The organism is Arthrobacter sp. CAU 1506 (assembly GCF_005047635.1).
Classification (GTDB): domain Bacteria; phylum Actinomycetota; class Actinomycetes; order Actinomycetales; family Micrococcaceae; genus Crystallibacter.
On record NZ_SUKC01000010.1, the window covers coordinates 147029 to 172294 of the forward strand.

General features: G+C 66.6%; 22 protein-coding genes. 12 read left to right on the top strand and 10 right to left on the bottom strand.

Translation table 11 applies throughout. The annotated features are described in order from the left end of the window. Positions 1 to 291, top strand: a complete 291-nt coding sequence (locus E4J89_RS12870; protein ID WP_136786542.1) for a DUF1540 domain-containing protein — start codon at positions 1 to 3, stop codon at positions 289 to 291. Between the two features lie 356 nt (positions 292 to 647). On the opposite strand, the gene putP is transcribed toward E4J89_RS12870, so the two are convergent. Continuing rightward, positions 648 to 2159 (bottom strand): sodium/proline symporter PutP, encoded by a 1512-nt coding sequence (putP, locus tag E4J89_RS12875; RefSeq protein ID WP_136786543.1) that lies wholly within the window; start codon positions 2157 to 2159, stop codon positions 648 to 650. A 217-nt stretch (positions 2160 to 2376) separates the two neighbouring features. Between putP and E4J89_RS12880 the strand changes: the two genes are divergently transcribed. Both E4J89_RS12880 and E4J89_RS12885 read left to right on the top strand, forming a co-directional pair. Then, on the top strand, positions 2377 to 4110 hold the full coding sequence (locus tag E4J89_RS12880; RefSeq protein ID WP_136786544.1) for an ABC transporter ATP-binding protein: 1734 nt from the start codon (positions 2377 to 2379) through the stop codon (positions 4108 to 4110). Positions 4111 to 4247: 137 nt separating this feature from the next. Beyond that, positions 4248 to 6146: an ABC transporter ATP-binding protein gene (locus E4J89_RS12885; RefSeq protein WP_240691881.1), complete on the top strand. Its 1899-nt coding sequence runs from the start codon at positions 4248 to 4250 to the stop codon at positions 6144 to 6146. Positions 6147 to 6292: 146 nt separating this feature from the next. On the opposite strand, the gene E4J89_RS12890 is transcribed toward E4J89_RS12885, so the two are convergent. Together E4J89_RS12890 and E4J89_RS12895 are read right to left on the bottom strand one after the other, a co-directional pair. Further along, on the bottom strand, positions 6293 to 7084 hold the full coding sequence (locus tag E4J89_RS12890) for an IclR family transcriptional regulator C-terminal domain-containing protein (protein WP_136786546.1): 792 nt from the start codon (positions 7082 to 7084) through the stop codon (positions 6293 to 6295). A gap of 66 nt (positions 7085 to 7150) precedes the next feature. Next, positions 7151 to 7774 (bottom strand): cob(I)yrinic acid a,c-diamide adenosyltransferase, encoded by a 624-nt coding sequence (locus tag E4J89_RS12895; protein WP_169304002.1) that lies wholly within the window; start codon positions 7772 to 7774, stop codon positions 7151 to 7153. Between the two features lie 91 nt (positions 7775 to 7865). On the opposite strand from E4J89_RS12895, the gene E4J89_RS12900 reads away from it, so the two are divergent. Further along, a complete protein-coding gene (locus E4J89_RS12900; protein WP_136786548.1) occupies positions 7866 to 9632 on the top strand; it encodes a BCCT family transporter in 1767 nt (588 codons plus the stop codon). 198 nt (positions 9633 to 9830) lie between these two features. Further along, positions 9831 to 11060, top strand: a complete 1230-nt coding sequence (locus E4J89_RS12905) for a M14 family zinc carboxypeptidase (RefSeq protein WP_136786549.1) — start codon at positions 9831 to 9833, stop codon at positions 11058 to 11060. A 90-nt stretch (positions 11061 to 11150) separates the two neighbouring features. Here E4J89_RS12905 and E4J89_RS12910 read toward each other — a convergent pair whose 3' ends face one another. Both E4J89_RS12910 and E4J89_RS12915 read right to left on the bottom strand, forming a co-directional pair. Then, complete coding sequence (locus E4J89_RS12910) at positions 11151 to 13070, bottom strand: FAD-binding monooxygenase (protein ID WP_136786550.1); 1920 nt, start codon at positions 13068 to 13070, stop codon at positions 11151 to 11153. Positions 13071 to 13175: 105 nt separating this feature from the next. After that, entirely contained in the window at positions 13176 to 13964 is a 789-nt protein-coding gene (locus E4J89_RS12915; protein ID WP_136786551.1) for an IclR family transcriptional regulator, read from the bottom strand. A gap of 190 nt (positions 13965 to 14154) precedes the next feature. On the opposite strand from E4J89_RS12915, the gene E4J89_RS12920 reads away from it, so the two are divergent. Then, positions 14155 to 14706 carry an acyl-CoA thioesterase gene (locus E4J89_RS12920; RefSeq protein WP_136786552.1) on the top strand — a complete coding sequence of 184 codons (552 nt, stop codon included), beginning with the start codon at positions 14155 to 14157 and terminating at the stop codon, positions 14704 to 14706. A gap of 55 nt (positions 14707 to 14761) precedes the next feature. Further along, entirely contained in the window at positions 14762 to 14950 is a 189-nt protein-coding gene (locus E4J89_RS12925; RefSeq protein ID WP_136786553.1) for a DUF1918 domain-containing protein, read from the top strand. Between the two features lie 77 nt (positions 14951 to 15027). Here E4J89_RS12925 and E4J89_RS12930 read toward each other — a convergent pair whose 3' ends face one another. Then, positions 15028 to 15675 carry a class I SAM-dependent methyltransferase gene (locus E4J89_RS12930; protein ID WP_136786554.1) on the bottom strand — a complete coding sequence of 216 codons (648 nt, stop codon included), beginning with the start codon at positions 15673 to 15675 and terminating at the stop codon, positions 15028 to 15030. Between the two features lie 164 nt (positions 15676 to 15839). On the opposite strand from E4J89_RS12930, the gene E4J89_RS12935 reads away from it, so the two are divergent. The 3 genes from E4J89_RS12935 to E4J89_RS12945 all read left to right on the top strand — a co-directional run bounded on the left by E4J89_RS12935 (position 15840) and on the right by E4J89_RS12945 (position 18749). Continuing rightward, positions 15840 to 16826 (top strand): LLM class flavin-dependent oxidoreductase, encoded by a 987-nt coding sequence (locus E4J89_RS12935; RefSeq protein ID WP_136786555.1) that lies wholly within the window; start codon positions 15840 to 15842, stop codon positions 16824 to 16826. 240 nt (positions 16827 to 17066) lie between these two features. Further along, positions 17067 to 17669, top strand: a complete 603-nt coding sequence (locus tag E4J89_RS12940) for a biotin transporter BioY (RefSeq protein ID WP_136786556.1) — start codon at positions 17067 to 17069, stop codon at positions 17667 to 17669. A gap of 423 nt (positions 17670 to 18092) precedes the next feature. Next, on the top strand, positions 18093 to 18749 hold the full coding sequence (locus E4J89_RS12945) for a uracil-DNA glycosylase (RefSeq protein WP_136786557.1): 657 nt from the start codon (positions 18093 to 18095) through the stop codon (positions 18747 to 18749). A gap of 155 nt (positions 18750 to 18904) precedes the next feature. Here the strand turns inward: E4J89_RS12945 and E4J89_RS12950 are convergent, their stop codons facing one another. From E4J89_RS12950 to E4J89_RS12960, 3 genes are read right to left on the bottom strand one after another with little or no spacing between them, the layout of a single operon-like run. Further along, positions 18905 to 20095, bottom strand: a complete 1191-nt coding sequence (locus E4J89_RS12950; protein ID WP_136786558.1) for an acetyl-CoA acetyltransferase — start codon at positions 20093 to 20095, stop codon at positions 18905 to 18907. After that, positions 20092 to 20829, bottom strand: a complete 738-nt coding sequence (locus E4J89_RS12955; protein ID WP_136786559.1) for a CoA transferase subunit B — start codon at positions 20827 to 20829, stop codon at positions 20092 to 20094. The genes E4J89_RS12950 and E4J89_RS12955 overlap by 4 nt, the downstream gene beginning before the upstream one ends. A gap of 24 nt (positions 20830 to 20853) precedes the next feature. Then, complete coding sequence (locus E4J89_RS12960; RefSeq protein ID WP_136786560.1) at positions 20854 to 21570, bottom strand: CoA transferase subunit A; 717 nt, start codon at positions 21568 to 21570, stop codon at positions 20854 to 20856. A gap of 234 nt (positions 21571 to 21804) precedes the next feature. Between E4J89_RS12960 and E4J89_RS12965 the strand changes: the two genes are divergently transcribed. Then, the gene (locus E4J89_RS12965; protein ID WP_136786561.1) at positions 21805 to 22596 is read left to right on the top strand and encodes an IclR family transcriptional regulator; all 792 of its coding nucleotides are present in this window, start codon (positions 21805 to 21807) and stop codon (positions 22594 to 22596) included. A gap of 183 nt (positions 22597 to 22779) precedes the next feature. Beyond that, the gene (locus tag E4J89_RS12970; RefSeq protein WP_136786562.1) at positions 22780 to 23961 is read left to right on the top strand and encodes a Gfo/Idh/MocA family oxidoreductase; all 1182 of its coding nucleotides are present in this window, start codon (positions 22780 to 22782) and stop codon (positions 23959 to 23961) included. Between the two features lie 66 nt (positions 23962 to 24027). Here E4J89_RS12970 and E4J89_RS12975 read toward each other — a convergent pair whose 3' ends face one another. Beyond that, positions 24028 to 25206, bottom strand: a complete 1179-nt coding sequence (locus E4J89_RS12975; protein ID WP_240691882.1) for an amidohydrolase — start codon at positions 25204 to 25206, stop codon at positions 24028 to 24030. Between the last annotated feature and the right edge of the window lie 60 nt (positions 25207 to 25266).

Consider the following 25266-nt stretch of genomic DNA (forward strand, 5'->3'; position numbering starts at 1 on the left):
ATGACAGCAACAGCTCACGTTTCCGATTGCAGTGTTACCAACTGCTCTTTCAACGATCACTCTGAATGCAACGCCGGTGCCATCACCGTTGCCGGCGGCGAAAACCACGCTGCCTGCGCCACGTTCATTGACACTGGAGCGCACGGCGGCCTGCCCAAGGTCCTGGCCGGAGTGGGTGCCTGCCAGCGCGCTGAATGCACGCACAACGACCACCTCATGTGCCAAGCCCCGGCGGTCCATGTGGGACCCGGCGCCGACAACGCCGACTGCCTGACGTACGAACACCGGTAGGTAGGCTGCCCTTCCGCGTAGGCCCATACCGAGGCGCCTCCGCCCGACGGCAGCCTCGGCCCGGCTGCGGGCTCGACGGCGGATGTCCCCGAATCTCCGGGCGGGCCCGCCCGAAGGCTCGACGGCGGATGTCCTCGAGTCTCGGCTGGGCCCGCCCGAAGGCTCGACGGCGGATGTCCCCGAGTCTCGGGGTGTGCCCGCCCGAAGGCTCGACGCCGGATGTCCCCGAGTCTCGGGGTGTGCCCGCCCGAAGGCTCGACGCCGGAAGTCTCCCAAACGCGGAAGGTGCCCTTCCCGACGTCGGAAGAGGCCGACGCCGGGAAGGGCACCTGTGCGGGTGTAGCGCGTGGAGCGGATCAGCGCTCTGCGGCGGCCAGCGGTGTTTCCTGCGCATGGACCCGGCGGACGGCTTCCTCGAACTCCGCGTCGATTTCCGGCACGGGCTTGTGCGTCAGGAGGCTGACGACGACGGCGACGGCCACGTTGAGGATGAAGCCCGGAACAATCTCGTACATGGTGTCCGAGAGCCCCGACGTTTTCCAAACAAACACTGTTGCCGCGCCGGCGACCATGCCGGAGAGTGCGCCGGCGACGGTGAGCTTCCGCCAGAACAGGCACAGGATGATGGTGGGCCCGAATGAGGCGCCGAAGCCTGCCCAGGCGAAGGCCACCAGGCCCAGGATGGTGTCGTTGCGGGCCCACGCCAGGATGCCCGCCACCAGGGAGACCGCCAGCACGCCCAGCCGGCCGAGCATTACCTGGGTCTGCGCCGACGCCTGCCTGCGCGCGAAGATCTTGTACAGATCCTCCACCAGCGCCGAGGAGCAGACAATCAGCTGCGAGGAGACGGTGCTCATGATCGCCGCCAGCACGGCTGCCAGCACAAAGCCTGCGACGAACGGGTGGAACAGGATTTGGGACAGGTCCAGGAAGACCGACTCGGCTGACTTGGCGTCCGTGAGGGTCATGCCGGGATTTTGCTGGAAGTAGGCCACGCCCACCAGTGCGGTGGCGGTGGCGCCGACAACGGTCAGCAGCATCCAGCCGATGCCGATCCGGCGGGCGGCCTTCGCCTCGCCGGGCGTGCGCAGTGCCATGAAGCGCACGATGATGTGCGGCTGTCCAAAGTAGCCCAGGCCCCACGCGGCAGCCGAGATGCCGGCTACGGCGCCGCCGGTGAACAGACTCAGGTGATTCGGGTCCACCTGCTGGATCGACTCGATGGTGGCACCGAGGCCACCGGTGGCGAAGACCCCGACAATCGGCACCAGAAGCAGGGCCGCGAACATCAGCAGACCTTGGGCTACGTCGGTGTAGCTCGCGCCGAGGAAGCCGCCGAACATGGTGTACAGCACCGTGACGCCGGCAACCACCAGCATGCCGACCTCGTAGGAAGAGCCGAAGGAGGATTCGAAGAAGATGCCGCCAGCCACCATGCCGGAGGAGACGTAGAAGGTGAAGAACACCAAGATGATGACGCCGGAAACGACCCGCAGCAGGTGCGAGCGGTCCTTCAGCCGGTTCTCCAGGAAACTGGGAACGGTGATCGAATCGTTGGACACTTCGGTGTAGGAGCGCAGCCGCGGGGCCACGAGCTTCCAGTTGAGCCAGGCGCCGATGGTCAGGCCGATCGCAATCCACGCTTCGAACAGGCCGCCGACGTAGAGTGCACCCGGCAGCCCCATCAGCAGCCAGCCGGACATGTCCGAGGCGCCGGCGCTCAATGCAGCGACACCGGGCTTGAGGCCGCGGCCGGCCAGCATGTAGTCGTCGAGGTCGCTGGTGCGCCGATAGGCCCACCAGCCGATAGCCAGCATTCCTGCCATGTAGATCAGCATGGCGATGATCTGGAAAATCTGGTCGTCCAAGGTTGGGTCCTCCCCAAGTAGCGGTTTGGTTCGGCTCAGTATTCCAGCGCACGTACATATGACACCAGCCACAGTGCCCTCCCCGGTGTGGTTGCGGGCCAAATCGTTTCAACAACCGCAATGAAAACACTCCTCCGATTGGCTTTCGCCAATCAGTTAAAAGGTGTAGCCTCTATCTGGCCTCACTCAACCCTTGCCCGAAAGTTGCGTCACACCGATGCTGCTCCGTTTAATCCGCCATTACGGCCGTCCCTATCTTCCCTTCGTCTCCGCTGTGGTGGTGCTGCAGCTCATCGCCACCATCGCGGCGCTGTATCTACCCAGCCTGAATGCCCAGATCATCGACGAGGGCGTGGCCCGCGGCGACACCGACTACATCTGGAGCACCGGCGGCGTCATGCTGACCGTCAGCTTTGTGCAGGTGGCCGCCGCGATCGCCGGCGTCTACTTCGGGTCCAAGGCGGCGATGGCGATGGGCCGCGACCTGCGCCGCGGAATCTTCCACAAGGTCACCGGGTTTTCCGCCCGCGAGGTGGGCCAGTTCGGCGCGCCCAGCCTGATCACCCGCGGCACCAACGATGTGCAGCAGGTGCAGATGCTGGTGCTGATGGGCCTGAACTTCATGGTGATGGCCCCGATCATGTGCGTCGGCGGCATCATCATGGCCCTGCGCGAAGATCTGCAGTTGTCCTGGCTGGTCTGGGTCTCGGTGCCGCTGCTGTTTGTGGTGGTGGGCCTGCTGGTCTGGAAGCTGATGCCGCTCTTCCGCACCATGCAGGAGAAGATCGACGGTATCAACGGCGTGCTCCGCGAGCAGATCACCGGCATCCGCGTGGTCCGGGCCTTCGTCCGCGAGCCCTACGAGGCCAAGCGCTTCGAGAAGGCCAACCGTGAACTGACCGATGTCTCGATCTCGGTCGGCAACCTGTTCGTGCTGATGTTCCCCTCGATCGGCATGATCCTGCATCTGGCCACGGCAGCTGTGCTGTGGTTCGGCGGCCTGCGCGTGGACGCCGGCGAGATGCAGGTGGGTGCTCTGACCGCCTTCCTGCAGTACCTGCTGCAGATCCTGATGGCGGTGATGATGGGGACGTTCATGGCGATGATGATTCCGCGCGCCTCGGTCTGCGCCGAACGCATCGGCGAGGTGCTCGACGTCGAGCCTTCCGTGCACGAACCCGCCGAGCCGGAGAAGACACGCGAGCCCGCCGGAGTCGTCGAGTTCCGCAACGTGACCTTCGCCTATCCAGGCGCCGAAGTGCCGGTGCTGCGCGACGTCAGCTTCACCGCACGGCCTGGTCAAACCACGGCGATCATTGGCAGCACCGGTGCCGGCAAGACCACGCTGATCAGCATGCTGCCGCGGCTGTTCGATGCCGGCAGCGGCGACGTGCTGATAGACGGCGTTCCGGTCACCCGGATGGCCCGCACGGAGATCACCGACCGGGTGGCCCTGGTGCCGCAGCGGCCGTACCTGTTCTCCGGCACGGTGGCGCACAACCTGCGCTTCGGCAATCCGGACGCCACCGACGAAGAACTCTGGGAGGCGTTGCGCGTGGCCCAGGGCGACGGCTTCGTCCGCGCCAAGGACAAGGGCCTGGAGTCGGCAGTCTCGCAGGGCGGCACCAACGTCTCCGGCGGACAGCGCCAGCGGCTCTGCATCGCCCGCGCGCTGGTGGCCAAGCCCAAGGTCTACCTCTTCGACGACTCGTTCTCTGCGCTGGACGTGGCAACCGACGCCCGGCTGCGGGCTGCGCTGAAGGGGACTACCGAGGACGCCACCGTGATCATCGTTGCCCAGCGCGTGGCCACGATCATCGAGGCGGACCAGATCCTGGTGCTGGAGCACGGGCAGATCGTGGCCCGCGGCACCCACGAGGAACTGCTGGAAAGCTCCGAAACCTACCAGGAAATTGTTGATTCCCAGACCGCGGTGGAGGAAGTGGCATGAGTCCGGACAAAGAAGCCCAGTCCGAGCTGGCCACCGGACCCGACCCGGTGACGGCGCCCACCCCTGCCGCTGCCGCGGAAGCCGAGGCCGAGGTCCTCGAGGAGCAGTTCCAGCCCGGCGAGGCCGACCAGGATTTCATGACCGGGACGCCGACCCGCAAGGCCCAGCACTTCTGGCCGTCCGCCAAGCGCCTGTTCGGCCTGCTGAAGCCGGAGAAAGCCAGCATCGTCCTGGTGCTGGCCATGGTTGTGGTGGCCGTGGTGCTCAACGTGATTGCGCCCAAGGTGCTGGGCAACGCCATGGACGTCATCTTCAACGGCGCGATCGGGATGAACCTGCCGGCCGGCGCCAGCCTGGAAGAAGTCATCGCCGGACTCCGCGCGCAGGGCCAGGATCAGTTCGCAGATCTGCTCTCCGGCATGGAACTGGTGCCCGGCGTGGGCATCGACTTCCAACTGCTGGGCAACCTGATCCTGCTGGTGCTGGGCATGTACGTGGTCTCCTCGCTGTTCATGTGGCTGCAGGGCTGGCTGCTGAACCGGATAGTGATGCGGGTGGTCTTCGGGCTGCGCCAGGACGTGGAAGCCAAGCTGAACCGGCTGCCGCTGAACTACTTCGACACCCGCCAGCGCGGCGACATGCTCTCCCGGGTGACCAACGACGTCGACAACATCCAGCAGGCACTGCAGCAGGCCTTCGCGCAGCTGATCATGTCCGCGCTGAGCCTGCTGGGCATCACCATCATGATGTTCATCGTGTCCTGGCAGTTGGCGCTGATCGCGCTGATCGCGCTGCCGCTGTCTGCCGTCGGCGCCGGCATCATCGGCACGCGCAGCCAGAAACTGTTCACCGCCCAGTGGAAGCACACCGGTGCGCTCAACGGCCACATCGAGGAGTCGTTCAGCGGCCACGATCTGGTCCGGGCCTTCGGCCGCGAACAGCAGTCGGTGGAGCAGTTCGATGAGAAGAACGAGGAGTTGTACAAGGCCTCGTTCGGTGCCCAGTTCGTCTCCGGAATGATCATGCCGGTGATGCAGTTCATCTCCTACCTGAGCTACGTGGGCATTGCCGTGGTGGGCGGCCTGCGGGTGGCATCGGGGTCCATGACCCTGGGCGACGCCACCGCGTTCATCCAGTACTCGCGTGAATTCAACCAGCCGCTGAGCCAAATGGCGGGCATGGCCAACATGCTGCAGTCCGGCGTTGCCTCCGCGGAGCGGGTTTTTGAACTGCTCGACGCCGATGAGCAGGAGCCGGACACGGCCACCGAGACGCTGCCGGCCAAGACCGACGGCCACGTGGAGTTCCACAACGTCAGCTTCAGCTACACCGCGGACAAGCCGCTGATCGAAGACCTCTCCTTCTCGGCGAACCCGGGGCAGACGGTGGCCATCGTGGGGCCGACGGGAGCGGGCAAGACCACGCTGGTCAACCTGGTGATGCGGTTCTACGAACTGGACGCCGGCCGGATCACGCTGGACGGCGTGGACATCACCGCGCTCAGCCGGGCCGAACTGCGTTCCAAGGTGGGCATGGTGCTGCAGGACGCCTGGCTGTTCGGCGGCTCGATCTTCGACAACATCCGCTACGGCAACCTGGATGCCACCGAGGAAGAGGTCATGGCGGCAGCCAAGGCCACCTACGTGGACCGTTTTGTCCGGGCGCTGCCGGACGGCTACGACACCCTGATCGACGAAGACGGCAACAACGTCTCCGCCGGCGAGAAGCAGCTGATCACCATTGCCCGGGCGTTCCTGGCCAACCCGTCGCTGCTGATCCTGGACGAGGCCACCAGCTCGGTGGACACGCGCACCGAGTTGCTCGTGCAGCACGCAATGGCCGCGCTGCGTTCCGACCGGACGAGTTTTGTGATCGCGCACCGGCTCTCCACCATCCGGGACGCGGACGTGATCCTGGTGATGGAGGACGGCAAGATCGTGGAGCAGGGCAACCACGCCACGCTGCTGGCGGCCGAAGGCCCGTACTACCGGCTCTACATGTCCCAGTTCGCGGCGGCAGCGGATCCGGTGCCCTGACCGCTGAACCACGGGAATGACGACGGCGGTGCCCGGGTGAGGATTCGCGTCCCACCTGGAGCGCCGCCGTCGTGCGTTATGCCGGGGCGCAGCCTTCGGCGAAGCGCTCGGCTATTCCGGGGTGCAGCCTTCGGCGATGCGCTCGGCTATTCCGGGGCGCAGCCTTCGGCGATGCGCTCGGCGGCTCGGCGGAGCAGCGGAAGATGGGCCTCCGTCGCCGTGTGCAGGGTGTCCGGACTGGCCAGCATGTTGACGCCGACGGCGGCGACCACCGCCCCGGCTCTGTCCTTGACCGGCACCGAAACGGTGCGGTGGCCGGATTGCAGTTCGCTGTCGTTGACCGCGTAGCCTTGCCTGCGCACCTGCTCGATCTCCAGCCGGAAGCGTTCGGTGCTGTCGATGGTCTGCTCTGTCAGCCGGCTGAACTGGCTTGCGTCCATGGCGGAGCGGAAGTCGGACTCGCTGAGCCCGGCCATCAGCACCTTTCCCATCGACGATGCGTGGGCCGGAATGCGGACGCCGACGGTCAGCCCGGCGCGGATCATTCCGGGCACCCGGGTGGCCGCGATGCAGATGACGTCGCCGCCGGCCAGCACGCCAACCGTGCACGGTTCGTCGAATTCATCCGTCAACCATTCGACGCTCTGGCGGGAGGCCAGCACCAAGGGGGAGCCGGACAGGTAGCCGTGGCCCAGTTCCAGCGCCTGATGGGTCAGCGCGAACTTCTCCCCGTGGTAACGCACATAGCCCAAATGGACCAGCGTCCGCAGCACCCTGGCGGTGGCCGCCCGGTTCAGTCCGGCACGTGCCGCGACGTCGGCGGCACGCATGGACGGAGCGCCGTCGTCGAACACGCTCAGCACGGACAGCCCGCGCGCCAAAGTGCGCACGGACGGCTCGGCGCCGGGCCGGAGGACGGGCTCGCTGGTGATGATCATCACTGGAGAGGATACCCGGCCAGCGGCCTGACCGTGATGCTGGTTACAGCATGGGTAGCGGTGCGGTCAGTCTTCGTCGGGGCGGTCCTCGAGGACGCCCAGCACAGACGACTCCGGAACCCACATCACGTCCCCGTGCTCGGCGTTTGCCGCGCGGCCCATCACGAACAGCAGGCCCGACAGCCGGTTGAGGTAGCGTCCGGTTTCGCGGTTGACCACGTCGCCGTGTTCGTCCAAGGCGGCCCACACCATTCGTTCGGCCCGGCGCACCGTGGTGCGGGCCTGATAGAGCAGGGCGGCGGAGAGCGTTCCTCCGGGCAGGAGCATGCCGCTGAGATCGTCGGCTTCCTGCCTAAAGTGCTCGATGGCGCGCTCCAGCCGCTCCGCATGCTCCGGGATGATGCGCGCGTCTACCGGGAGGTCGCTGGGGTACGGCACCAGCAGGTCGGCCATCAGATCGAACAGGTCGTTCTGCACGCTGACCAGCATCGCGTTGGCCTCGGCGGCCAGCCCGCCGCCGGCCATGGCTACCGCCACGGCGGCGTTGGCCGCATCCACCTCGGCGTGCGCAACGACCCGCAGATCGTTCTTCGACACTTCGCCGTGGCTGCCGAACACGGTGCGGCCGGAGTCCCCATAATGATCGGTTTCCGGCTGGTTGTCCGCTACTGATTCGCCACGTTCATTCATGCCTGCAACTATACTTACGGGACGTTTGACATCGAAGAGCCACAGGAAGCCCGGGGCTGCGCAACGCCAACCGGTGACAATAGTGAGGACCATGATGAGCAGCGAATACACTGGCCCTCTGCCGACTGTTTCCGAGGAATCGGACGACGGGCGGCGGGGCTGGCAAACCGTCGATAAGACGGTTCTTTTCGTTTCGGGCGGCATAATCGTCGTCGTTTGCCTGCTGGGCATTTTCTTTACGGAGCAGGTTACCGAAGTGGCCGGAGCTCTCCTCGGGTGGGTGACCAGTACCTTCGGCTGGCTGTTCATTCTCGGCGCGACGGGCTTTGTGGCGTTCTCGCTGGTGCTGGCCTTCGGTCGGTACGGCAACATTCCGCTCTCGCGCGAGGGGGAGTCGACGGAGTTCTCCACGCTGTCCTGGATATCGATGATGTTCAGCGCGGGCATGGGCATCGGCCTGATGTTCTTTGGCGTGTACGAGCCGGTCACACACCTGGCCTCGCCGCCCCCGTTCGTTGATGCTGCCCCTGGATCGCCCGAGGCGGCGAACAACGCGATGGCCTACACGCTCTTCCACTGGGGGCTGCATCCGTGGGCTATCTATTCGGTGGTGGGCCTGGCGCTCGCTTACTCCACCTACCGGATGGGCCGCGGCAACCTGATGAGCTCGCCCTTCCAGTCGCTGTTCGGCAAAGAGCGGATCGAGAAAAAGGGCTGGGGCAAGCCGATCGACATCCTGGCCATCATTTGTACGAAGTTCGGTTCGGCGACCTCGCTGGGCCTGGGCGCACTGCAGATTGCCGCCGGCCTGGCGCTGCTGAGGACCGGCCAGTTCGAGGACAATCCGGGAGCGGCGGCCCCGATCCTGATCATCTGCGTGCTGACCGTGGGCGTGGTGATCTCGGCTGCGAGTGGCGTTTCCCGCGGCATCAAATGGCTGAGCAATACCAATATGGTGCTTGCCCTGGTCCTGTTGTTGTTTGTGTTCGTCCTCGGTCCCACCGTCTTCATCCTGGACCTGATCCCCGCCTCGATCGGTGACTACCTGGCCAACCTGGTGCCCATGAGCTTCCATTCGGCCGTGTTCGGCGGCACCGAATGGCTGGCCAACTGGACCATCTTCTACTGGGCCTGGTGGATTTCGTGGACGCCCTTCGTGGGCACGTTCATCGCCAAGATCTCTCGCGGCCGGACGATCAAGGAATTCGTCCTGGGCGTGCTGCTGGTCCCCACCGCCGTCAGCGTGATCTGGTTTTCCATCTTCGGCGGCGCCGGCATCAACCTGCAGTTGGGCGGGGAAGACATTGCCGGGGCCGGAAACGAGGCGGCCGCCTTCTTTGCCACGCTGCAGCATTATCCGTTCTTCATCGGCGCGGCCATCGTGGTGATGGTGCTGACCGCGGTGTTCTTCGTCAGTGGTGCCGACGCGGGCGCCGTGGTGCTCGGAACGCTGTCCTCCCGCGGCCGCAAGGAACCGTGGAAGCCGTTGGTCATCATCTGGGGCATTCTCACCGGCGCGGTGGCGGCTGTGCTGTTGTTCGTCGGCGGACTGGACGCGCTGCAGACGTTCACCATCTTGGCGTCGACGCCCTTCGTGTTGATCATTATCGGGCTGTGCGTGTCCCTGTACGTGGACCTGCGCCGGGATCCGTTGCGGCAACGACGAATGGGCCCGGTGCGCGGCGCGGTCAGTGTGCCCAGCAACGTGCCGTTTGCGGTGCCCACCACGACGTCGGAGATGCGGGTGGTCGAGGAAGAAGAGCCGCGGTTCACGAATGGTTCGGGCGGACCGAACCATCCCGCCGGAGGCCTTCCCGAAGACGTCGGCGATGGAAAGAAACACGGACACCACCCGTAGCTCACGCAATGAGGGCGGGGCTGGCGCATCGCTAGACGGCTGCGTCGCTCATCCGCTCAGGGGCGGGGCTGGCGCATGTTCGCCGGCCCCGCCCCGCTACTTTGCTGCTCTCGCGCCGAAATCGACTGATGGATCTTGACCACCGCCTCTGCTGGGTAAACGGTTGACTTGTCTCGATCACTCGCCAGAGGAGAACCAGTGAACAATCCCAGCAGATTATTCGGCGCTATCGGCGCTGCGGCGTTGGTATGCACGATGGTCACCGCCGTCCCGGCCGGAGCGGCACCGGCACAGGCCAACGTGCCGGGCCACGGAACATGCAAGACGACGGACTCCCCGCAGTTCAGCGGTTGGACAAGCTATGAGGAGCTCGGTTCCCGGCTTGATCGTATTGAACAGAAAAGCAAGGGCCGCGTGGACGTGGATGTGGTGGGCCAGTCCTCTCTCGGCCGCGACCTCTATGCCGCCCGCGTCGGCAACGGCGATCGTGTGCTGCTCATCCAAAGCGCCATTCATGGCAATGAGCGGACCGGAACCGAAGCGCTGCTGGCGATCGTCGAGAAGCTAGGCTCCAGCAACGATGCTGAGACCCAGCGGACACTGGAAGAAGTCACCCTGATTGCCATGCCCATGGTGAATCCAGATGGAGGTGAACTGAATCGCCGCACCAACGTGCAGTCATGGGATGACGTGGAACGCCTGCATCCGCAGCTTGAAGGGTCCACCCCTGCCTGGTACTACCGGACGGGCAACGGCGGCACCGACGTACCCGGCTTTGACTTGAACCGGGACTTCAACCCGGACCTCGACTATGTGCCGAAGCCGGAAGACATGCCGGGACGCCAGGTAGATTCGGGCTTCTTCCTCGCTCCGGAATCCCAGGCCATCAGGGACGTCTATGTTGACCTACGGGCCGAATTCGGCGAAGTCGACGCCGTCGTCGATCTACACCACATGGGCCCCTGTAACGTTCAGACCGGAGGCGAGCAGGACGGCAAACACATTTCGGTGGCCTTGGATTACCCGCCGCTGGGTGTCAACGACGGTGCCGCCTACAAGGAGGACTGGCCGCTGCTTGATCAAGACAAGTCCAGGCGGTACGCCTTGGCGGTGGCAGACGGGATCAAGGACAGCTATGGCTCCCAGTCACCGCTGGCAGCAGTGGGCCGCTATCTTCACCCGGAGGAACGTGAATACGCCGGGCAAGGCCGCTCCGCGTTTGCCTTGAACGGGTCGGCTACGGTCCTTTTTGAGGTCCGGGGCCAGTCGAATACCTTCGGCCAGAAGATGAAGGGCATGCTGGTCAAGACGGTCCAGACCGGACTGGAGTCGCTCATTGATTCCATGGCCACCGGCGAGGTGGACACGCTCGACGGCGACGACTTTTTCGAGTACCCGGATTACGGCTGGGACGACTCTGCCGACTGAGCACGGTGAGTCTTAGGCAGCGACAACACTAACGGCGGCGGACATGGAACCTGCGGGTACCTGTCCGCCGCCGCTTGTCGTCGGTTCCCCTTACTCCTGCAGGACCCCGGCGAAGAAGTCCGAGAGTTCCTGGTATCCGTCGAGCGGGAGTACGTGAGCGACGTACTGGTCCGGCCGAACCACCACCAAAGCGCCCTGCTGGCGGTCGATGCCGCGCAGATCGAAGATGTCTTCCCCGGACTTTTGATCGGGAGTGAAGACCTTCTCGTAGTCCTTCAGGCCAAGGGGAGCCTTCTGCGGGAACAGGAAGGACGGCACGTCGTTTGCGTCTAGCTCCCGGTGCCCCTGCTGGAAGATGGCGCGGACATCGAAGACCGCATCGGCGTCGGCTCCGGCGGGCGTGTAGCGCCGGACGGGTGAATCTTCGGACTCGGCCAGGAACCGGCACAGGGCGACCAACCGGGAATCCGCCGCGCCCGGGTGGGCGGAGTCGGCGAAGGCGTAGAGCCGCCAACGGCCGTCTGCCTGAGCAGTGTGGCCCAACCCCACCGGTTTGGCGTCGGCCAGCCGGACAACCGGGGCCGAGTGGAACCGCTCGCCGATCGGGAAACCCTTGGCCAAGTGCTCGTGGGTGTCCTCGCCGGTGATCATCGACGGCGCGTAGTCCGTGGCGAAGCCAGCGGTAAAGCGGCCGGCCTCCACGAATTGCCGTTCCAGCTCGGCCGGTTCCAGGCCTTCGTCACCGGGCCGGTTCGGATCCTTTGGGCGGGAACTGACCGTCTTGGACCAGCGGATGTCGAAGTCGATCAGTTCCTGGGCCACGGCGTGGCGCTCGGCCGAGTAGGTATCCAGCAGGGACTCCGGGCTACGGCCTTCCAGGACGGCGGCGAGCTTCCAGCCCAGGTTGAAGCCGTCCTGCATGGAGACGTTCATGCCCTGGCCGGCTTTGGCGCTGTGCGTGTGGCAGGCGTCGCCGGCAATGAAGACGCGCGGGGTGCGCTGGCCGCGCTCGTCCGGCTGGACGTCGTCGAACCGGTCGGCGATGCGCTGGCCCACTTCGTAGACCGACCACCAGGCGATGTCCTTCACCTCCAGGGTGTAGGGATGCAGGATGCGCTGTGCTGCTTCGATGATCATGTCCGAAGTGAACCGCTGCCGGGCGCCGCGGTCGGCAGGGTCGAGGTCACCCAAGTCCACGTACAACCGGATCAGGTAGCCGCCTTCGCGCGGGATCAGCAGGATGTTGCCGTCTTGCGCCGACTGGATGGCCGCCTTGAAGCGGACGTCCGGGAAATCCGTGACGGCCAGGACATCCGCGACTCCCCAGGCATGGTTGCGGGCGTCGCCACGCAGTTCCAAGCCGATCGACCGGCGGACACTGCTGCGGGCGCCGTCGCATCCCACTACGTACTTAGCGCGGACGGTTACCTCTTCCGACGGCGCGTCGGCCTTGGTCCTGCGCATGGTCACCCGGACCGGGTAGTCACCTGATCCGTCGACCTCGACGCCGGTGACTTCCAGTCCGTAGTCCGGTTCCAGTCGGCTGGGGGACTTGCGCATGTGCTCCAGCAGGTAGTCCTGCATCCGGGCCTGGTTGACGATCACGTGCGGGTACTCGGACAATCCGTCGGCCACGTCCTGGACCCGTCCGCTGCGGACGATCCGTGAGCGGTCTTGGTCATCCGGCCGCCAGAACACGGTTTCGTTGACCCAGTAGCCTTCGCGGACCAGGCGCTCGGCCAGGCCGAAGGCATTGAACATTTCGACCGTTCGGCAGGCCACTCCGTCGGCCTGCCCCAGGGCCAGCGGGCCTTCGCGCCGCTCCACCACGCGTGTGGTGATGCCCGGGAATTCGGCCAGCTGGGCGGCCAGCACAACGCCGGCTGGTCCGGTGCCGACTACCAGAACGTCCACTTCCGCCGGCAATTCGCCCTGGCGGTCCGGGCGGCCGTCCGCAGCCGGCCGGAGTTCGGGGTCGCCTGGATGGTAGCCGTCGAGATAAAACTGCATGATGCTCCTGGAGGTTCTGTCAGGCTCGTTGCCTGGCTCGGTCGTCGGATCACAGCGTAGTGATCGGCGCCACGGATTCGCCAAGAGATTCTGTCCAGCAGAATATTAGGCGGTGGGCAGCGCGCCTTCCGCTTGAAGATCGCGCAGCACAGCCTGACACGTGGCGTGGAGGGCGGTGATGACCTCCGGCTGCTGGATCTCGGCGCCGCGCGACAGGGGCGAAGTGATTGATATGGCCAGAGCGGCGGCCCGGCCTGTGGTGGCGAGCGGTGCGCCAACCGCCGCGAGATCCGCCTCCGTGCGCCCGAGGTTGACGGCATATCCCCGCTCCCGCGCTTCAGTCAGTTCCTGCTGCAGTTTGTCCAGCTCCGCCGCTGCGAGGCTGGCGGCGGTTTTTTGCGCCTGCCGGCCCGTGTAGAGCTGCGCGACCGACGCCGCCGGCAGCGTGGCCAGGATGGCTTTGCCGCCGGACGAAAGATGCGCCGGAAGCACCGAGCCGGTGCGGTTGCCGACCCGCAGCAACTGCGGGCCCTCGGCCGTGAACAGGTAGCGGGCGGTGACGCCGACGCGTTCCACGAGGTTGACGGTTTCGCGCACGGAGAGGGCAAGCGCCTCAAGGTGCGGACGGGCGATGGAGACGGCAGCCCGGGTGGGATCTGCCGAGGAGTCGGCGCGCAGCGCGGGGCCGGCGCAGTACCGCCGCTGGTCATCCTGCAGGGCAAAACCCCGGTACACCAACATGGCCATGAGCCGGTGCGCCGTGGAGGGGGCCACATCGAGCGACGTGGCTGCGTCGGTGATCCGCAGCCAGTCCCGCTCCTGCAAGAGCACGATCAGCTGCAAGGCGCGATCGACGGAGTCCACGGCGTATCCGGGCTTCTTCACGATGCTCATGTTCTGCACAGCAGAAGTTTAGCCCGGAGGTTCGGGGCGGGAGGTGACGGCAGGGGCCTGGCAGTCGGGCTAGCGGGCAGATACGTTCCTTCCCGTCCACTGCCTTTCGTTCTGCCGTCCGCGGGCCCGCCGCTGCAAACAGCACCTTCCGGTGCTGGGAAGCTAAGTTACCAGCGGGTAGCATGACGGCATGCATCTGATCTTCCGGACCCTGTTGCTGCTTGTCACGGCGCGCCGCCGGCCCGCACTGGGTATTTGGGATTCGTCCTCGCTGTCCTTGCGCGTGCTGCCCACGGACATCGACATCGCCATGCACGTCAACAACGGGATGTACTTCTCGCTGATGGACCTTGGGCGCTTCGAGTTGATGGTGCGGGCCGGGGTATGGGACGTCTTCCGCCGGAAGGGCTGGTCCCCGGTGGTCAGCGCGGAGACCATAGCCTTCCGCAAGTCGCTCACCCTCGGCCAGCAGTACAGCATTGAAACCCGGATCATCGGCTTCGACGACCGCGCCATCTATTTCGAGCAGCGCATGGTGTCCCGCGGCGAGATCTATGCCCGCGCCTACATCGCCACCCGGCTGGTATCGAAGCAGGGACCGGTCGCGAACGAGGAGATCTTCGCGGCAACCGGCCAGCAACCGCCGGCCGACCTGGTGCTGCCCGAGTGGCTGCATGAATGGCGGGAGAACAACGCGCTGCCCAGCACCCGCCGCCCCGCTCCGCACCGCTGGGTACGCTGACTCTGGTCGCCGGCACCTCGTTGCCCTACGCTATGGGGGAGGGAGGTGAGCGGTCATGATCGCAGCACCCGGAGACCGCATTGTCATCAGGGGAAAGACGGTGGAGTCGGCGGACCGGCACGGAGAAGTCATCGAGGTTCGAGGCGACGGCGGCGCCCCGCCCTACTTCGTTCGTTTCGACGACGGCCACGAGAGCATGGTCTTTCCCGGCACCGATTGCAGCATCGAGCACGCTGCCGGATAAGAGCTGCCACACATGCGTTGTCGTGTGAGCTCGCGATAGGACACGTCCGGACAGCCGGACGGGGGGAGCTGGCGGGGCTAGGCAGCGAATCGGCGGGCGAGCAGGACGCTGTCCGTCACTGTGCCGCTTTCGCCATCCGGACCCGTGACCTCGCGCTCAACCGAGTCCACCGTCTCCAAGGTCCATGCCGGACCATCCAGCCCAAGCTCTGCGGCGAGTTCGGCTGCGGTAGGCAGCGCTTCCTCCGGCTCTGGATGCCTGGACCACGGCGGAAACGATTCGTGGCCGACGATCAGCAGCCGGCCGCCGGGGGAAACGGCGCGGGCGCCCGACGCGAGGATCGCGTTCCGCGGCAGTTCGACCGGTGAGTGGAGGAACTGCGCGCAAACCAGGTCGTACCGCTCGGCGGCTTGCCAGTCCGCCAGATCCTGCCGGCGCCAGTGAATCCGGTCGGCAACGCCGGCTTGTGCGGCGTGCTCGGCCGCCCGCTGCAGCGCCAGCGCCGACATGTCCAGGCCGGTGACCTGCCAGCCTTGTTCAGCGAGCCAGATGGCATCAGCGCCCTCGCCACAGCCCAGTTCCAGCGCTTTGCCCGGACGCAGGCCGGAGAGTTCGCGGACCAGCATGGCGTTGGGCCGGCCGCTCCAGATCTGGTCCCGCTCGGCGTAAAAGGACTCCCAGAACTCGTCGGGATCCTCCGCATGGCCTTGATGGCGATGTTCCATGCCTCCAGACTCTACGCCGGGATCCCTCTGCGCAGAACGCGCGGCCACCAGCCACAACCCGCCGAGGGGACGGGGAAGAAATAAGGCGGGCATCGCCGTCGTTATGCCCGACGTGTGCCCGCGGCAACTACCCTGGGCCATCCCGCAACGAAAGGCCCGTCGGCGTGAACGTACCTCTGTCGATCCTTGATCTGGCAACCATCGGCACCAACGAGACCGTGGGCGAAAGCCTGGCCGGCAGTGTGGCGCTGGCGCAACGGGCCGAGGAACTCGGGTACAGGCGCGTCTGGTACGCCGAACACCACAACATGGCGTCGATCGCCTCGTCCGCCACCAGCGTGCTGATTGCCCACGTTGCCGCGCACACCAGCACGATCCGGCTGGGCGCCGGCGGCATCATGCTGCCCAACCATGCTCCGCTCACCATCGCCGAGCAGTTCGGCACCCTCGAAGCGCTGCATCCGGGCCGCATCGACCTGGGCTTGGGCCGCGCGCCGGGCAGCGACCAGAACACCCTGCGGGCGCTGCGCCGCGATCCGATGAGCGCCGATTCGTTCCCGCAGGACGTGCTGGAGCTGCAGGGCTATCTCACCGGTCAGACCCGGATCAAGGGCGTGGATGCAACACCGGGCAAGGGCAGCAACGTGCCGCTGTACATCCTGGGCTCCTCGCTGTTCGGCGCCAAGCTGGCCGCTGCGCTGGGGCTGCCGTACTCGTTCGCCTCGCACTTTGCGCCGAACGCCCTGCAGGACGCGGTGTCCGTCTACCGCCGCGAATTCCAGCCCTCCGAGCAGCTCGCCGAACCGTACGTGATCGCCGGCGTGAACGCCATCGCGGCGGACACCAACGAGGAAGCGCAGGAGCAGTTCCGGATTGTCCGGCGCAGCCGGGTCTCATTGCTGTTCGGCCGGGACCGGAAGTTCACCGACGAGGAAGCCGACCTGATCCTGGACTCGCCGCAGGGCCAGCACGTGGAGCAGATGGTCAAGTACTCGGCCGTCGGAACCCCGGATACCGTGACGGAATACCTGGAGGGATTCGCCAAGCACGCCGACGCTGACGAGCTGATCGTGGCGTTCCAGGCGCCCACGGTCGCGCAGCGGCTGCGCGCCCTGGAACTGACCGCGGAGGCCAGCGGCCTGGCCGCCTGAGCCGACTTCGGGTCGGGCGCCCGCTGAGGCGCCCGAGCTGACGGCGGGCCTGAGCCGACTGGGCCGGTGCGTGCCGGCGGGCCTGAGCCGACTGGGCCGGTGCGTGCCGGCGGGCCGCGATACTGCTGGAATGGCGTAATCATCGCCATAAACCGGGACGCCGTTGAGGGCTGCCGGTACAGTGGTGCGAGATCCGGATCCGGAGTTTCGCAGGGATAGACCCCTCGAGAAGGAGCAAACATGAGTACAGCCGTCGTCGCGCGCCAGGGTGTTCTGGCCGATGCCCTCGTCCCCAGCACCGCCCTGACCAACACCGCTTTGGTTATCGGTGGCGCCGGCCTGACCGCTGTGATGGCGCAGCTGGCCGTGCCGCTGTGGCCGGTCCCGATCACGGGCCAGACCCTGGCCGTGCTGCTGGTTGGCAGCACCCTCGGCCCGGTGCGCGGGATGCTGGCGATGGCGCTGTACTGGGTGGCCGGTGTCGCCGGCATGCCGGTGTTCTCCGAGGCCTCCTCCGGCCTGGCCGCTGCCGTCGGCCCGACCGGCGGCTACCTGGTGGGCTTCGTGGCGGCGGCAGGCCTGACCGGCTGGCTGGCCAAGCGCAACTGGGACAAGAAGTTCCTGGGCGCCACGGTTTCCTTCTTCGCCGGCACCGTGATTACCTTCGTCTTCGGCATGGCCTGGCTGGCCATCTCGCTGGGCGCCGATCTGCAGCAGACGCTTGAGTGGGGCCTGTACCCGTTCATCATCGGCGGCATCGTGAAGTCCCTGATCGCGGCCGCGGCCATGCCCGCCGCCTGGAAGCTGGCCGCCCGGCTGCCCAAGGACTCCGCCCGCGCCTAGCGGGTTAGCGGCAGGCTCCGCGCCCGCCGCATCCTGACAACTTCACAGCACGACGCCGGTGCCCGGACGTGGATTCTTCCCGCGGCGGGCACCGGCGTCTGTTGTGTGCGCTGCGAGGCCCCGTTGTCGCCGCGCTAATGCACGCACAGCCCTGACATCGCGACGCGTGCCCACCTCGCATTCCCACACGCGCAGCCCTGACATCCCGACGCGTGCGCACCTCACATTCCTACGCACACAGCCCTGACATCCCCACGCGTGCGCACCTCACATTCCTACGCGCACAGCCCTCACATCCCCACAACGAGTGGTGAGAAGATGGCATCTTTGCCCATCAGGGATGCCATCTTCTCACCACTCGTTGCGTCCGTTCGATCGGCGCCCACCCTGAGGCTAGGCTCGAATCGTGACGGGACAGCATCGATGACGGGGCAGGAGATCCGGGACTTCGTGGAGCGGCTGGGCACGTTCCAGACCGGGCCCTCCAGCCGCAACTTCTTCTCCACGGAGTTGCCCGAGAACGCAGCACGCCGGCACAACGTCACGCGCTACTTTGAGCAGATGCTGGAACGCCGGCCGGCTGTCCTGCTGGTGGGGGAGGCCCCGGGCTACCGCGGCATGACCGTTACCGGCGTCCCCTTTACGAACAAGGCGCTGATCTCCGGGCACGACCCTTTCGGGATGTTCGGCCCGGACAACGGGTACCTGCTGCCGCCGGAGGTGCTGACCGTCCCGGCCGAACCCACCGCCACGGTCATGTGGAACGTGCTGGCAGATCTGGATTTCCTGCCGCTGCTGTGGAGCGCCTATCCGTTCCATCCGCACCAGCCCGGGCGGACGCAGTCCAACCGCACGCCGTCGATGCCGGAGATCGCGGCCGGCACGCTCTTCTGGCAGGATCTGGCCCGACTGTTCAAGATCGACTCAGTGGTCGCGGTGGGGAACATCGGGCATCGGAGCGTGACCGCCAGCGGCCTGGACGTGCCGAAGATCCGCCACCCGGCCCATGGCGGCAAGGAGTTGTTCCGGCGAGGCCTGCAGGACCTGCTGGACACCGGCGCAATCCGGAGGAGTCAATGATCGCGCAGCGGATTGCCCGTCGACGGTACCTGCGTGCGCTGAGCTCATCACAACCCGCGGGCTAAAAACCCCATCAACTGTACGGGCCTGGCCCTCCCGGAGATCCCGGAAGGGCCAGATCGGTGCAGTCGTTTGGATAGTGGACTGGTAGTTGGCTAGACCGCTTCGAGCACACTGACGTAGTTGGCGATCGCCAAGCCGCCCATGTTGTGCACGGCAGCGCGCCGCGCACCCGGCAGTTGCATGTCCCCGGCGGTGCCGGAGAGCTGCATGGCGCTGACCACGTGCTGCGAGACGCCGGTGGCGCCGACCGGGTGCCCCTTGGCCTTCAGGCCGCCGGACAGGTTCACCGGCAGCTTGCCGCCGCGGTACACCGTGCCCTCCTCGATGGCCCGGCGGCCCTCGCCGGCGGCCGTCAGCCCCATGACCTCGTACATGATCAGTTCGGCGATGGTGAAGCAGTCATGCACCTCGGCGAGGTCCAGATCCTCCAGACCCACGCCAGCCATGCCGAGCGCCCGCTGCCAGGCGGCCCGGCTGCCCGCGAAGGCCGTGGGGTCGCGCTTCTCGGCCGGCATGAAGTCGTTGGCATGGCCGAATCCGGCCAGCCGCACGGCAGCAGCCGCGGCCCCGGAACGCGGTGCCTCGGTACTGAGCACCACCGCGGCGGCGCCGTCCGAGACCGGCGAGCAGTCGGTCCGGCGCAGCGGCTCGGCCACCACCGGGTTCTTGTCCGAAATGGTCTGGCAGAACTCCTCGCCCAGATCCTTGCGCAGTTGGGCGTACGGATTGGCCACGCCGTTGCGGTGGTTCTTTGCCGCGATCGAACCGAGCACGTCACCTACGTCGCCGAAGCGTTTCTGGTAATGCTTGGCGGTCTCGGCGAACAGCCCGGCGAAGCCGGTGGAGCTCGGCTTGCCGGCCGCCTCGTAATCGGCGCCCAGTAGGGCGGCACCCACCACGTTGGCGCCGGCGTGGGTCATCTTCTCCGCGCCGATCACCAGCACGTTGCGCGCGGTGCCGGCCAGCAGTGACTTGGCACCCTGTTGCACGGCGGCCGAGCCGGACGCGCAGGCGTTCTCCACCCGGGTGGCCGGCACGTTGGCCAGCTCATCCGAGACCTGCAGCGCCAGCGAGGAGGCGAAGCCCAGCGGCACCATGCCGGAGTTGAACTGACCCAGATAGACCTCGTCGATCTGCCCCGGCTCCAGCCCCGCGTTGGCAATGGCATCCCGGGCCACGCCGACAATCAGCGACTCCAGCGTCTCGTCCGCCAGCTTGCCGAACGGGGAGTGGCCCCACCCGGTGAGCAGGATGTCTTTTCCGAATTGGTCCTTCAGGCTCATCGGTATGCTCCTTCCAGGGGGCCTTCCAGTGCGGCTTCCCGTTCCACGGCGGTCTCGGCCTGTCCGGCCCCGGCCGCCTCTTCCAGTTCGGGCGCGACGGCGAAGTCCGGCTCGGTCTTCTCGCGCAGCTCTGCCACGGTGACCCCTGGCGCGAGGCGGACCAGGCGCAGCGAGGGGGCATCGCCGTCGTTCTCAATATCAAAGACCGCCAGATCCGTGATGATCCGGTCCACCACCCGCACGCCGGTGAGCGGCAGCGAGCATTCGTTGACGATCTTGGGGGTGCCGTCCTTGGCCACGTGCTCGGTCAACACCAGCACGCGCGGGGTGCCGGCCACCAGGTCCATGGCGCCGCCCATGCCCTTGACCATCTTGCCGGGGATGGTCCAGTTGGCCAGGTCGCCGGCGCCGGAGACCTGCATGGCGCCCAGCACGGCGATCTTCACATGGCCGCCGCGGATCATGCCGAAGCTGGTGGCCGAGTCGAAGATTGAGCCGCCGGGGAGCACCGTGACGGTCTGCTTGCCGGCGTTGATCAGGTCCGCGTCCTCGTCGCCGTCGTACGGGAACGGGCCCATGCCCAGCAGTCCGTTCTCGCTCTGCAGCACCACCCGCACGCCGTCGGGCAGGTTGTTGGCCACCAGCGTGGGAATGCCGATGCCGAGGTTGACGTAGTCGCCGTCGTTCAGTTCGCTGGCGGCAATGGCCGCCATTTCATCTCGTGTCCAGGCCATGGTTCTCTCCTTCAGGGGTTGGTCTCAGGCGCCGACGACGGCGGGGCGGGGGCGGACGGTGCGCTGCTCGATGTCCTTGACGCGGTCGGACGCCTGCACCAGTCGCTGCACGTAGACGCTCGGGGTCACGATGTGGTTCGGGTCCAACTGGCCCGGTTCCACAATCACCTCGGCCTCGGCGATGGTGACGCGGCCCGCGGTGGCCACCACCGGGTTGAAGTTGCGGGCGGTGTGGCGGTAGACCAGGTTGCCGTCGGTGTCCGCGGTGTGCGCGTGGACCAGCGACAGGTCGGCCACGATGCCCCGTTCCTGCACGTACAGCTCGCCGTCGAATTCCTGGTGCGGCTTGCCCTCGGCGATCACCGTGCCGACGCCGGTCTTGGTGTAGAAGGCCGGGATGCCGGCCCCGCCGGCGCGGAGCCGTTCGGCGAGGGTGCCCTGCGGGTTGAACTCAACCTCCAACGTTCCGGCCAGGAACTGCTGGGCGAACAGTTTGTTTTCGCCCACGTAGGAGGCCAGCACCTTGCGGACCTGCCCGGCCTCGATCAGCACGCCCAGGCCCTTGCCGTCGATGCCCATGTTGTTGGACACCACGGTCAGGTCCTTCACGCCGGAATCACGCACCGCGTCAATCAGGTCCGCGGGAATGCCGGAGAGTCCGAACCCTCCCACCGCAATGGTCATGCCGTCATGCAGCACGCCTGCCAGCGCGGCGGCGGGTCCTGTGGTCAGTTTGGACATCTGCTTCCTCCTCGTTGAGTGCTTTCCCCTGCGGTGAGTCCACTGGTTCCTGCGCTTCTGTCCATCTTGTGGACAACATCTATCCCGCAGCCTAAGGGTGTTCCTCAGGTCACGTCAACGAGGTTGCAAAGCGTACATTCACACTGTGGACAAGGTCGGATAGACTGTCCACATTGTGGATCGAAGCCGGTGAAAGGCCGTCAGTGGGCGCCTGCCGGTCGAGAAGGGAATCTGATGCCGGAGAAACAAGTACAGGGCGCCCAGGTGGTCAGCCGGGTGGCCAGGCTGCTGCGGATCGTGGGCCGCGCGTCGGAATCCGGGGCCGCCCTCGGCGACATTGTGCAGGCGTCCGGCCTGACCCGGCCCACGGTCTACCGGCTGCTGAACTCGCTGGCCGCAGAAGGGTTGCTGGACCACCACGCCGAAACCGGCAGCTGGCATCTGGGGCCGGAGCTCTACGTGCTCGGCTCGGTGGCCGCCAACCGGTTCGCCATTGAGGACCTGGCCAGGCCCAGTCTGCAGCGGCTAGCGGACGAGACCGGCGAGAGCGCGTTCCTCTCCATCCGCCGCGGCGACGAAACCGTCTGCCTGGTGAGGGTGGAGGGCAGCTTCCCGGTGCGCTCTTTCGTGCTGCACGAAGGCGTCCGCTTCCCCTTGGGCATTGCTTCCGCGGGGTTGGCCATCATGGCTTTCCTGGAGGCCGAGGAGATTGACCGGCTGCTTGACGACGGCGGTGCCCGGCTGCAGCGGTTCGGCCCGGCTCATGCGCCGGAAAAGATCCGCAAGAACCTGGCTGCGACCCGGGAACGCGGCTACACGGTCAATCCCGGACTGATCCTGGAAGGCAGCTGGGGGATGGGCGCCGCCGTGTTTGACCGGCAGGGCCGGCCGGCGTGGGCACTGTCGCTGACCGGCATCGAGCAGCGCTTCCGCCCGGACCGGCAGGAGTTCCTGGGCAAGCTGCTCCTCGAGGAAGCGCACAAGCTCACGCTGAAGCTGCGCGAGCAACCGACGGCCGGCCGGTAGGCTGCTCGCGCAGCTCTATCGCATCGTGCGGGCAGGTTCGGACCTGGCCGCCCACCGGCGGGTAGGCTCGGACCCAGCCGGAACCCGGCCGGAACCAGCCAGAACCGTGCCGGAACCCGGCCGGTAGGCTCGAACCCAGCCGCACGCCTCGCGCCGGCACCAAGGACACCTGGAGGAGGATCCATGGGCGAACGCCGCCTGCTGCGCACCGCCGTGATCGGCTACGGACTCTCCGGCCGGGTCTTCCATGCCCCTTTCCTGGAAGCTTCCGGGGACTATTCGCTGGACGCCATTGTGACGTCCAGTCCGGAACGGGCGGCGCAGGCAGCAGCCTCACACCCCGCTGCGCGGATCGTGGCGACGGCGGAGGAGCTGTTCGCGGGGCCGGAACTGCTGGACCTAGTGGTGGTAGGCACTCCGCCCGGCAGCCATTACGCGCTCGCCGAGGCAGCGATCAGCCACGGGCTGCACGTGGTGGTGGACAAGCCCTTCGTCCCGGTTTCAGCCCAAGGCGAGGCCCTCATCGCCAAGGCCCGGCAGGCCGGCGTCGTGCTGTCCGTTTATCAGAACCGCCGCTGGGATGCCGATTTCCTCACGCTGACGAAGCTAGTCCGCAGCGGCGAACTGGGCCGGGTGCACACGTTCGAATCACGCTTTGAGCGGTGGAAGCCGGAAGGGCTGCGGGCGTGGAAAGCCACGGCAGACCCCGCGTCTGGTGGCGGCATCTTGTTTGACTTGGGCGTGCACCTGATCGACCAAGCGCTGACGCTCTTCGGCCCGGTCGCGACGGTCTACGGCGAGACCTCCCGCCATACAGTGCCTGCCCGGTTGGGGGCCCGGCCAGCGGTGGGACCCGCCGCAGGATCCGGGTCCGCCGAGTCAGCGCCCGAGTCCGCGGCAGAGTCCGGAGCCGCGAGCGGAGCCGGCGGGGCCGGGGCCGGGGTCGGATTAGGTGCGGACGAGGACGCGTTTGTCTCGCTTCTGCACGAGTCCGGCGTGCGCTCGCGGTTGTGGATGAACCTGGTCTCCGCGCAGCCGGCGCCGCGGTTCCGCGTGCTCGGCTCTGCTGCGGCCTTCATCTCCTGGGGCATGGACGGGCAGGAGGCCGCTTTGAATGCCGGCGCCGTGCCCGGATCAGGCGGCTATGGTGTGGAACCCGAAGAGCGCTGGGGCACTCTCGGCACGCCGGGCAACATCCACAAAGTACCGTCCGAGCGTGGCCGCTACCCGGAGTTCTACCGACAGCTGGCTGCCGCCATTAACCACGGAGCGCCGGTTCCGGTGCGGCCGGCGGATGCCCTCGACGCCATCCGCATCATTGAGCAGATCCACCGGCAGAACCGGAGTCAGAATTCGGGCAGCTGACCCAGGGTTGTGCCGCCGGCCCGCCGGTGGCCGCCGGCGGCCTGGCACCCAATTCGCGGCCCCAGCTCAGGATGCAAGCCGCGAGAGCAGCGCCGCGACCGCGGCGTTGACTCCAGTGGACAACGTCGGCTCAATGACCGGGCCGAAGAAGGGCGAATGGTTCATCGGCACCGGGTCGGGACCGTCCATCAGCGCGGCCGGATAGCCGCCGAACATCCAGAACACTGAGGGGACGCCTATCGCCGCGCCTAAATGCCCGAAATCTTCGCTTCCCATCAGCGCAGGCTGTATCGAGACGGCATCCTCGCCGAGCGTGTCTCCGAAGACGGCGGCCAGCGCCTTAGCTTCGTCCGGATCGTTGTAGCAGGCCGGAAAAGTGTAGAGTCCCTCGACCTGCGGTTCTGGGGCGCCAGAGGCTGTCGCCTCCGCGGCGATGATGCGGCGGACCGATGCGAGCACCTTGGCGCGCACGTCGTCGTCAAAAGTCCGAATATTCAAAGTAAACTCCGCTGTGGCGGGAATGATGTTTTCTTTGAGCCCGGAATGGAACGTTCCGACCGTCACCACAGCCGACTTCCGCGGGTCAAGTTCGCGGGCGACAACGGTCTGCAGCCGCACCACCATGTGGGCGCCCAGGACTATCGGGTCGATCGAATCCTGCGGCTGGGACCCATGGGACTGGCGGCCGTGGACCGTGACCTTGAGCGAGTCCGCCATCGCCATTGCGCTGCCGACCGAGAGCGACACCGTACCCGCCGGGCCGGGCATCACGTGCTGGCCGAAAATGATCTCCGGCCGCGGCGCGCGCTCCCACAGTCCGTCTGCCACCATGGCTGCCGCCCCGGCCCCGGTCTCCTCGCCCGGCTGGAAGATCAGGACCAGCGTGCCCGACCAGGCAATGCGCGCTTCAGCGAATAGACCCGCCACGGTCAGCAGCACTGCTACATGGGTGTCGTGCCCGCAGCCGTGCATTACCGGCACGACCGTCCCGTCCTGCAGGGTTCCGGTGGCAGTGCTGGCGTAGTCCAAGCCCGTGCCCTCCTGAATGGGCAACCCGTCGGTGTCCGCCCGGAAACCGACGACAGGGCCGGGGCCGTTGCGCAGGATCCCCACCACACCCGTTCCGCCGCAGCGGAAGTGTTCAATGCCCAAGCCTGCCAAGCGTTGCTCGATCAGTTCGGCGGTGTTGTGCTCCTGCATTGAGAGCTCGGGGTTCGCGTGCAGGTGCTTGTACAGGTCGTGCATCTCAGCTTGGGCTTCGCCGGTTAGCGCGAGGGCGGGATGAGTGGCGGACTGGGATGCGAG